This is a genomic window from Flavobacterium sp. ALJ2 (genome assembly GCF_015594725.1).
GTDB lineage: Bacteria > Bacteroidota > Bacteroidia > Flavobacteriales > Flavobacteriaceae > Flavobacterium.
Map to the genome: position 1 here is coordinate 284,329 of NZ_JADNRC010000004.1, position 10,209 is coordinate 294,537.

11 protein-coding genes are annotated in these 10,209 nt (G+C 32.6%); 9 read left to right on the top strand and 2 right to left on the bottom strand.

Going from position 1 to position 10,209, the window contains the following annotated elements:
• The first annotated feature begins 59 nt into the window (after positions 1-59).
• The 7 genes from IUY40_RS06835 to IUY40_RS06865 all read left to right on the top strand — a co-directional run bounded on the left by IUY40_RS06835 (position 60) and on the right by IUY40_RS06865 (position 6,520).
• Complete coding sequence (locus IUY40_RS06835; RefSeq protein WP_195736106.1) at positions 60-881, top strand: MotA/TolQ/ExbB proton channel family protein; 822 nt, start codon at positions 60-62, stop codon at positions 879-881.
• A gap of 45 nt (positions 882-926) precedes the next feature.
• A complete protein-coding gene (locus IUY40_RS06840) occupies positions 927-1,538 on the top strand; it encodes a biopolymer transporter ExbD (protein ID WP_195736107.1) in 612 nt (203 codons plus the stop codon).
• Between the two features lie 19 nt (positions 1,539-1,557).
• Positions 1,558-2,115, top strand: coding sequence for a biopolymer transporter ExbD (locus tag IUY40_RS06845; RefSeq protein ID WP_195736108.1), 558 nt, complete (start codon positions 1,558-1,560; stop codon positions 2,113-2,115).
• Positions 2,116-2,154: 39 nt separating this feature from the next.
• The gene (locus IUY40_RS06850) at positions 2,155-2,949 is read left to right on the top strand and encodes an energy transducer TonB (RefSeq protein ID WP_195736109.1); all 795 of its coding nucleotides are present in this window, start codon (positions 2,155-2,157) and stop codon (positions 2,947-2,949) included.
• A gap of 232 nt (positions 2,950-3,181) precedes the next feature.
• Complete coding sequence (locus tag IUY40_RS06855) at positions 3,182-4,102, top strand: substrate-binding domain-containing protein (RefSeq protein WP_195736110.1); 921 nt, start codon at positions 3,182-3,184, stop codon at positions 4,100-4,102.
• 16 nt (positions 4,103-4,118) lie between these two features.
• Positions 4,119-5,786 (top strand): tetratricopeptide repeat protein, encoded by a 1,668-nt coding sequence (locus IUY40_RS06860; protein ID WP_195736111.1) that lies wholly within the window; start codon positions 4,119-4,121, stop codon positions 5,784-5,786.
• A 101-nt stretch (positions 5,787-5,887) separates the two neighbouring features.
• Positions 5,888-6,520, top strand: coding sequence for a 7-carboxy-7-deazaguanine synthase QueE (locus tag IUY40_RS06865; protein WP_195736112.1), 633 nt, complete (start codon positions 5,888-5,890; stop codon positions 6,518-6,520).
• A 149-nt stretch (positions 6,521-6,669) separates the two neighbouring features.
• Here IUY40_RS06865 and IUY40_RS06870 read toward each other — a convergent pair whose 3' ends face one another.
• Positions 6,670-7,212: a YfiT family bacillithiol transferase gene (locus IUY40_RS06870; protein ID WP_195736113.1), complete on the bottom strand. Its 543-nt coding sequence runs from the start codon at positions 7,210-7,212 to the stop codon at positions 6,670-6,672.
• Positions 7,213-7,229: 17 nt separating this feature from the next.
• Positions 7,230-7,937, bottom strand: a complete 708-nt coding sequence (locus tag IUY40_RS06875) for a methyltransferase domain-containing protein (protein ID WP_195736114.1) — start codon at positions 7,935-7,937, stop codon at positions 7,230-7,232.
• A 74-nt stretch (positions 7,938-8,011) separates the two neighbouring features.
• Here IUY40_RS06875 and IUY40_RS06880 point away from each other — a divergent pair, with 74 nt between their 5' ends.
• Both IUY40_RS06880 and IUY40_RS06885 read left to right on the top strand, forming a co-directional pair.
• Positions 8,012-8,506: a YkgJ family cysteine cluster protein gene (locus IUY40_RS06880; protein WP_195736115.1), complete on the top strand. Its 495-nt coding sequence runs from the start codon at positions 8,012-8,014 to the stop codon at positions 8,504-8,506.
• Positions 8,507-8,605: 99 nt separating this feature from the next.
• Complete coding sequence (locus IUY40_RS06885; RefSeq protein ID WP_195736116.1) at positions 8,606-9,841, top strand: FtsX-like permease family protein; 1,236 nt, start codon at positions 8,606-8,608, stop codon at positions 9,839-9,841.
• Positions 9,842-10,209 lie beyond the last annotated feature (368 nt).

Consider the following 10,209-nt stretch of genomic DNA (forward strand, 5'->3'; position numbering starts at 1 on the left):
ACTACAAGTTTATTATAACTAAAAAATAAAATTATTTAAAACTATTAAAATTAAAAAAAATGGCAAACGTTAAAGTTAAAAAAGAAAGTACTTCAAATGGCGGAGGAATGGTGTCAGGATTGATTATTGCAGCATGTATTTTTGTGGGTTGGTGTATTTGGAATTTCCTAATGGGATCTCCTTCAAATTTTGAAGGTGGTAATGTTGAAGGGCATCCATTAAATATATTAGGAATGGTTTATCATGGAGGTATTATCGTTCCAATTTTGTTAGGTATGTTATTAATGGTTCTTGTGTTTTCTATCGAAAGATATACAGTTATCACTAAAGCAGCTGGAAAAGTAAACTTGGATAAATTTATGAAAAGTGTTCAAGGAAGTATTAAAGAAGGAAACATTGATGCAGCTATCGCTTCATGTGACAAACAACAAGGTTCAGTTGCAAATGCAATTAAATCAGCTTTAATTAAATACCAAGAAGTTAAAAAAGAAGGATTCAACAGTGAAGAAGCTTCAGAAACTATTCACAAAGAAATCGAAGAAGTAACTTCATTAGAAATGCCAATGTTAGAGAAAAACATGACAATTATCTCAGCTTTAGTATCTTTAGGTACATTAGGAGGATTGTTAGGAACAGTATCTGGTATGATTAAAGCATTTAGCGCATTAGCATCTACAGGTACTCCTGATCAAGCTGCACTTGCAAATGGTATTTCTGAGGCACTTGTAAATACTGCAACTGGTATTAGTACATCTATCTTTGCAATTATTGCTTACAACTTCTTTACATCTAAAATTGATGATTTGACTTACTCTATTGATGAAGCAGGTACGACTATCGTAAATACTTACAGACATTTCAGAGGAAGTTTAAGACAATAAATAATTTTTTAGCATGATTATTGCTAAATTTAAAAATAAAAGATAATGGCAAAAATAAAAATGAAAAAAAAGTCAATGTCTACAGACATGACTGCCATGTGTGATGTTGCGTTTCTTTTGTTGACATTCTTTATTTTGACTGCTACTGCAAAAGTGCCTGAGGCACTTCCTGTAGACACGCCTTCATCTACTGTACAAACTAAATTGCCTGAAACGGATTTAGCTACAATTACAATAGGAAAAGGAAAAATATTTTTTGATTTGAAAGGAAGAGAAGTTCGTAAAAGAACTTTGGAGCTAATGTCAGAGAAATATGGTGTTGCTTTTACTGATGATGATAAAACTGAATTCTCTTTGATGGAAGGATTTGGAGTTCCGATTACAAGTTTGAAACAAATCATTGAAATGAAAGCGGCTGATAGAAGTAAAGCTGGTCAACCTGGTATTCCAAAAGATTCTTTAGATAATCAGTTAAAAGAATGGGTTTACAATGCACGTATTGCAAATATTGAAGTTGCTGATAAAGAATTGCAATTTGCTATAAAAGGAGATGCAAAGGAAGAATATCCTGCGATTCGTAAAGTGATGGATATCCTGCAAGATCAAAAAATCAATACCTTTAACTTGGTTACTGGTTTGAGAGGAAAAGACTTTTAATTAAAAAACATACACTAAAATGGCTGAATTAAATACCGGCGACGGTGGAGGCGAGAAAGGTGGTAAAGTAAGAAGTAAAAAGCAAAACGCAAAAGTAGATTTAACTGCGATGGTGGATTTAGCTTTCTTATTGATCACATTCTTTATGCTTACCACAACGTTGTCAAAGCCTCAATCGATGAGTTTGGGGTTGCCAGATAAAGAGAAAGATCCTAAAGAGAAGAATGATATAAAAGTTGATGAGAATCGTACAATGACTTTATTGTTAGGAGACGATAATAAATTAACTTATTATATGGGATTGTTAGCAACTCCTATCACTGGGCCTAAAGATATTGCTTATGGTAAAGACGGGATTCGTAAAGAATTGTTAAGCAGAAAAAAATCTGTTTTAGAATATTCTGCTGGAATTGGTAAACCGAAAAACGGAATTATTGTAATCATTAAACCGACTAAAAAATCTACTTACAAAAATTTGGTTGATATCTTGGATGAGATGGCTATTACTGGTGTAGAAACCTATGCAATCGTTAATGAGTTTTCACCAGAGGAAACAAAACTGGTAGATAAAAAATAAGAGCAATCTTATCTTTTAACACCCTAATAATCAATAGAAATGAAATTAGATATTATAAAAAACCAGTGGCTTGATATCGTATTCGAAGGGCGTAACAAGATATATGGTGCATATGAGCTAAGAAAATCTAATCAGAAAACTACGGTAAGAGCACTTATCATAGGGTCTGTTATTTTTTCACTTCTTATTGCAGCTCCAGTTATCGCGAACCTTTTGCCAGATTCTAAAACAGAAGAAGGTCCTAAAGATATTAAGATTACCACTGTAAAATTACCTCCTAAGAAAGAGGAAATTAAACCGAATCTTCCGCCTCCACCACCGCCACCTCCAAAAGTGGATCAAGTGAAGTTTGTGAAGCCGGTTGTAGCAAAAGCTAATGAAGTAACTGAAGAGCCACCAAAATTAGTGGAGCTTAAAGAGAAAAAAATTGGTGCTGAAACTATTAAAGGAGATCCAGATGCAATATTACATGTAGAACCAGTAGGTACAGGAACAGCTGCAGTAGTTGAAGAGGATAATCAAGTGTATAACACCGCTGGTATCGAAGTTAAACCTGAATTCCCTGGAGGAATTGAAAAATTCTACAAATTCGTAGGAAATAATTATAGAACTCCAGAAGAAGAAGGATTAAAAGGTAAAGTATATGTTACTTTCGTAGTTGAAAAAGACGGTTCGTTAACCGACATTAAAGTTTTAAGAGATATAGGTTATGGAACAGGAACCGAGGCGATTAGAGTTTTAAAGAAATGTCCAAAATGGAACCCAGGTGAGCAAAATGGTAAGAAAGTTAGAGTATTGTACTCTCTTCCTATTACTATCCAATCTGCAGACTAATGTTGAAACAACTGCTTGATAATATTAAGAAGAAATCGCTAAAAGAGCGATTTCTTCTTGTTTTAGGAATGTTCTTCTTCCTAATGTATTTTGTGATAGGTTTAGCAATTATTTTTTGGAAAACCTTACCAATCGCGATGGAATATAAGTACAGAGTTGCTTTTGGTATATTATTAATTGTATATTCGTTTATAAGATTTGTTAGATTTTTTAATTCAAATACAGATTAAACATGCTTAAGAATAGTAAAATTTTGTTATTAGTAATATTTGGTTTCTTGTTCATTACTTGTAATCAGAAAGATAAGAGTAAAGATGAAAAAGAAACTATACTTAAAGGAACTATGGATATTGCCGTGGATGAAACATTAGTTCCCATTGTCGAGGATCAGGTAGCTGTTTTTGAAGGTACTTACGATGCGAAAATTACTATTAAGCCAAAATCTGAAGCCGAAATTATTAATGATTTATTAAATCAGAAATCTACTGTTGCTTTTACTGCAAGAGATTTAACTAAAGAAGAGAGAGACGTTTTTAATAATAAGAAAATAGTACCTAAAGTAACAGCAGTTGCTATAGATGCAATTGCATTTATTTCAAACAAAGGCAATAATGATACTTTAATTGCGTTGAAAAGTGTAATTAATTTTATGCAAGGTAAACCTGAAGCAAATATCAAAGGATTAGTCTTTGATAATCCAAACTCGAGTACAGTACGATATTTAAAAACATTGGCAGGAGTTAAAGATATTCCCAAAGAAGGTGTTTTTTCATTTAAAACGAATGAAGAAGTAATTAAATTCGTGTCCGAAAATAAAGGAATGATCGGGGTTGTTGGAGTAAATTGGTTATCACAACCATCTCCGGAGTTAAAAGAGTTTGTAGCTAAAATAAATGTGTTGAGCGTAAAAGGCCTTACAAGTGATAAGTTTATTGCTCCAACTCAAAATAACATAGCAGAAGAGACTTATCCTTTGGCACGTGATTTGTATATTATAAACTGTCAGGGATATTCTGGATTAGGTATTGGGTTTGCTTCTTTTGTAGGAGGAGATATTGGACAAAGAATAATTCTCAAATCTGGATTATTGCCAGTGCGAATTCCTGGAAGAAAACTTAATATTAGGAGTGAAATTATTAAAGAAAAAGAATAAATTAATTATAATAGAGATGAATAAATTTAAAATTTTTAGTGTTGCATTAATGGCCACTGCTGCGGGAGCTTATGCGCAAGATATAAGCCAGGCTAAAAAAGCTATCGATGCAGAGCAATTTGAAAAGGCAAAAACAGTTCTACAATCAATTATTAAAGCTAAACCAACAGATGGTGAGGCTCCATTTATATTGGGTAATGTATACTTAAGTCAACAAGTTGCTGACTCAGCTAAGATATATTATCTTAATAGTGTAGCGGCCTCAAGCCGTGCTAATCTTGGTTATATTGGTTTAGGTCAATTAGATTTAGATAATAAAAATGTAGCTGCAGCTCAGGCTAATTTTGCTTCAGCTATAAAGCCAATGAAAAGAAAAGATGTAGAAGAGTTTATCTATATAGGTAGAGCATATATAAATTCTGTTAATCCAGATTATAAAAATGCTATTACTACTTTAAACCGTGCTTTAGCGTTAGATTCACAAAATGCTCAAGTGCTTTTGGCACTAGGTGATGCATATTATGGAGATAATAATCAGAATGAAGCTTACAAATCATATCGTAATGCATTCCAAGCAGATCCTACTTTGTTGAGAGCAAAAATGCAACTAGGTGTATTGTTAAAAGGAGCAAAATCATATGATGAAGCTATTAAATCTTTTAACGAGGTTATCGCTTTAGAAGCTAATTATGGTCCTGTTTACAGAGAGTTAGCTGAAACATATTACAAATGGGCTAGAAATAAACCTTCTACAAGAGAGGCTAATTATCAAAAAGCAATTACTAATTATGAGAAATATTTAAGTCTTACAGATTATTCTATTCATTCAAGAATGCGTCATGCAGATTTCTTAATCTTAGTTGAGGACTATAAAGCCTTAGAAAAAGAAGCTAATGAAATGGTTAAATTAGATAAAGTTAACCCTAGAATTTTTAGATATTTAGGATATGCAGCATATGAAAATGATAATGTAGATGTTGCTATTAAATCTTTGGAGGATTATACTAAAAACCCGAATAATAAAATTATCGCTAAAGATTACTTGTACTTAGGTTTTGCAAAAATTAAAAAAGGTACAAGTGCTGATGGAGCTTCAATTGATCCAGCTGCATTCGAAGCGGGTTTAGTAGAAATCAGAAAAGCTATTACAATGGAGCCTTTGGCAGTTCAGGATTTAGGAGATCTTGGAAAAGTATTGTTTGGTAAAAAACTATATAAAGAAGCAGCTATACTTTTTGAATTTGGAACTAAAGTTCCAGAATCTACAACTTATTTAGATGATAATGTTTATTATGGATTGTCTGTTTTCTACGATAATAATAAAGCTAATGTTAAGCCAGATCCAATTGCTTTACAAAAAGCAGATGCTGCGTTTGTAAATGTACTTACGGCTTCACCAACATATCAAGAGGCTTATCTTTATAGAGCAAGAACAAACAGATTGCTTGAAAATGATGAAGTGATGACTCAGAACTATGAAGAGTATATTGCTAAATCTACTGAAAAGGGAGCCGAAGAGCTTGCTAAACCAGCGGTTAAGACTAAATTTGTAGAAGCTTATAATAATATGGCAGCAAGTTATGCTAATACAGACAAAGCAAAAGCAATCGAGTATTTCAATAAAACATTAGCATTGGATCCTACTAATGCATACGCAACACAGTCTTTGAATACTTTAAAATAATTTAAAGATTAACACTATTTTAAAACCGATAGCTCTTTGAGTTATCGGTTTTTTTATTGTTCCATTTTTTATTGACTATCTTTGCACTTTAAATTTTAGTAATGTTATCAAAAGAAATACAATTAGAAGTAAATAAAGGTAGAATGTTACCCTTGATGGAAGAATTTTATACGATTCAAGGAGAAGGATTTCATACGGGAACAGCAGCTTATTTTATCCGTATTGGAGGGTGTGATGTAGGTTGTCATTGGTGCGATGTTAAAGAAAGTTGGAATGCAGAATTGCATCCACCAACAAGTGTTGATCTAATAGTAGGGAATGCAAGTAAATATGCTGATACAGTCGTTGTTACAGGAGGTGAGCCATTAACATGGGATATGACAGTACTTACGAAGGAGTTAAAAAATAAAAACTTGAAACTCCACATCGAAACCTCAGGGGCTTATCCGCTTACAGGAACGTGGGATTGGATCTGTCTTTCGCCAAAAAAGAACAAATTGCCTACACAGACAGTTTATGATAATGCCCATGAATTAAAGGTGATTATTTATAATAAACATGATTTTATCTTTGCCGAAGAGCAAGCTGAATTGGTAAATGGAAATGCAATATTATTTCTTCAGCCAGAATGGAGTAAGAAAGAAGAAATGACGCCGCTTATTGTTGAATATGTGATGAATAATCCAAAATGGAGAGTGTCACTTCAGACTCATAAATATTTAAATATTCCTTAATAAAAGGGATGATTATAAAACAAAAGCCTTTTCAAGTACGAAAAGGCTTTTTGTTTTTTATGGAGTTATATAAATGTCAATATGGGTAAAAAGTATACGTATTGAGTAAAAAAGTTTCAAATTGTATTCAGTTAGTAATGCCTTTAGAATTACCACTCTTTTTGTTTTTTTAAAGTTGTGATGTGAGCTAGGTGATGATTTCCGTGCCAAGCATAAGTTCCGATCATTTGTTTAAGAGAGACTATTGAGTTATTTTCAGGATGAATAAAAGTTTTCTTAAGATCAGCCTTAGAAAGATTTTTCAAGATGTAACCTAGACGAAAATGCAAACCCTCTAGTAAAGATAATGTTGGTTGTATAGGCATTGTTAAATTATCCGGTAGCTCGGCCCATAAATCTTCGTGATATGCTTTTATTGTTGGATTGTCTTCAGTTAAAGTCCATTTTATTCTTATAAAACAATTCATATGACTTTCGGCACAATGATGAATGAGTTGTCTTACTGTCCAGCCGTCTGGTCGGTATGTGGTGTTAAGCTGCTCGTCAGATAAATTAATGACTTCTTTTTTTAGTCTTTCAGGAAAAGAAGAAATCTCTTCGATTTTATTCGAAATATAATCAGGAGAATAATTTTCAGGCGCTATAAATTTTCCGATCGGATATTTTAATTTCTCTAAATCTAAATTTTCCATACTGTGTGTTTTGTCTTTTAAATAGAAAGTCTGGCCAAATAATCATAATGCTCACCTTCTAGCGCAAGTTCACATTTAAAACCATTTGCAACAGCAGCATTTTGGAGTGTATTATAATCAAGATATAGCCATTCAAAAGCAGATTCTTTTTCTCCTTTATAAGAGATATTAAAAATAACTTCTCCATAATATTCAGTGTCTGATGGAATCCATTTTCCACCATCCTCATCTTCGTCAAACATATATATTATATCTGAACTATCCAGTAAGATTTGTCCACCAGGATTTAAGAGTGATTTTAGCTTAGATAAAAATTTATTACAATTTTCTAGCTTCCCAAAAATCCCAACTCCATTCATTAAAGATAGGATTGTATCGTATTTTTCTCCTTCAAAAGTTAATACATCTTGCATTTTGGCATTTTTCAGACCACGAAGATTGCAGGTTTCAATCGCTTTTTTAGAAATATCTATAGAGGTTATATCAAGTTTTCTTTCATTCTGTAAATACAAACTATGGCTTCCAGCTCCACAACCTACATCTAATGTTTTTCCTTTTGCAAGTTCTAAAGCTTTTTGCTCCAGTTTAGGCATTTCTTTAAAAGAGCGAAATAAATAAGCAACACTCATTTCGTCAGCTTCAGAAATTGTAGTCTCAGTAATTAAATCCTCAGGCGAATTGTTGGTCTGGAAATCTAGCATTGCTTTCCCAAAAAGATCTTTCATTGTATTTTAGTTCAAAGTTTAAGGTTTCAAGTTCAAAGTTGTTTAATTTTGCAAATCAACTTTAAAAATTAAACTTGCAAGAAATTTTAAACAACCTAAATAAGTTAGCCAAAGATAAGCATATCGAAAACAAAAAGTATTTCGATAAGCTTAAAAAGAAACAACCTAAAAATTTAGATTATGTAATGCAGGAATTGCATGATGCAGAATTCAAAAAAACAGATTGCTTAAAATGTGCTAACTGTTGTAAAACGACGGGTCCTTTATTTACAGATGCTGATATCGAACGTATCTCAAAACATTTGCGACAAAAGCCGCAGCAGTTCATTGAGCAATACTTACGTATAGATGAAGATAAAGATTATGTTTTGCAAAATGTTCCATGTACATTCCTAGATAATGAAAATTATTGTATGATTTACGATGTGCGTCCCAAAGCCTGTCGTGAATTCCCGCATACTGATCGAAAGAAGTTTCAGCAAATTTCAGACTTAACGCTTAAAAATGTTGCAATGTGTCCAGCGGCATTTAATATTGTCGAAGCAATGAAAAAGCGATTGCCTTTATAAGAAGGCTTTTGCATTAAATATTTTGTAATTGTTTTCATGAGCAATTTAAGTTTGCTTATTAAACCGTATTTTTGAACCTATAACACGACACCGATCAATTTGAATTTAGAATATTTTATAGCCAAAAGACTTATCACTGCTAAAGATTATAAAAGTAGTATCTCTGCACCAATTATAAAAATTGCAATCTCGGCTATTGCAATCGGGATAATTATGATGTTGGTTTCGGTAGCAACAGGAATTGGATTGCAACAAAAAATTCGCGAAAAAGTTTCTGCTTTTAATGGACAGGTAATTATTTCGAATTACGATAATAACCAATCTGAGGTAACTATAAGTCCAATTTCTATAAAGCAAGATTTTTATCCTAAATTCACTTCAGTTCCTGAGGTAAGTCATATTCAGGCAATAGCAAGTAAGGCAGGAATTATAAGAACCGAAGCAGCTTTTGAAGGAATCATATTTAAAGGAGTTGGTGCCGATTATGATTGGAATAATATAAAGGAGTATTTAGTTGATGGAAGACTACCAGATTTTTCCAAAACGATTAATGAAGAAGTATTACTGTCTAGATTTCTTGCTGACAGATTAAATTTAAAGGTAGGGGATCAGTTTAATACATTCTTTGTAAAAGAAGATCAGAATAAATTACCAAATGTACGTAGGTTTAAAATTACTGGAATTTTCAATTCAGGATTTCAGGATTTTGATGCTACCTATATAATAGGAGATATTCGACATATACAACGTATTAATAAGTGGGCTCCAGATCAGGTTGGAGCTTTTGAAGTTTTCTTGAAAGACTTTAAGAATATAAAGACAACAGGAGAGGAAATCTATCAACAAACATCATCAACCCTTGATACTAAAACTATAATTGAGAAATATAGTTATATTTTTGATTGGTTAGAACTCTTTGATTTTAATATAGTGGTTATTCTAGGTATCATGATTATTGTAGCGACAATAAATATGGTAGTTGCATTGCTGGTTTTAATATTGGAGCGTACACAAATGATCGGTATTTTAAAAGCGTTAGGTGCTAATAATTGGGTCATTCGTAAAATATTCCTTTATAATGCTCTTTACCTTATATTGCGAGGATTGTTTTGGGGGAATCTTATTGGGATTTCACTTTTGTTAATTCAACAGCATTTTGGAGTAGTACAGCTTAATCCAGAAAACTACTATGTTAATCAAGCGCCCGTTTATCTCAATTGGGGATATGTATTGTTATTGAACCTGCTTACTATAACAGTTTGTTTTCTAGTGTTATTAATTCCTTCCTATATAATAACAAAGATTTCTCCGGTCAAAGCAATACGATTTGATTAGTTTCTAGGAGCTATTACCTGCTATCCGCTCCAATCTTGCTTTTTTAAAAGAAAAAGGGCAAGGATTTTCGCTTCTCCCGATAGCTATCGGGATAGGGCTAGGTATTTTTAAATCTGCTCAATTGGCTAAATCTGGGAGATACAAAAATGCGCGAAACCCAAAGAAAACAGGGGGAGAGGATGTTGTGCTACAGAAATTACCTATAAAACATAAAAAGAAATAAGTTGTAAATGTGTTGTTATCAACCTGTTAATAAAAGATTAAGAAATAAACTTAAAAATGGGTTTAAAAAGCCTTGTTTATCTGTAAAAAGGTGTTAGTTTTGCACCCGCAACAAACACGACGTTCTTTTAAATACTGACAAGTGG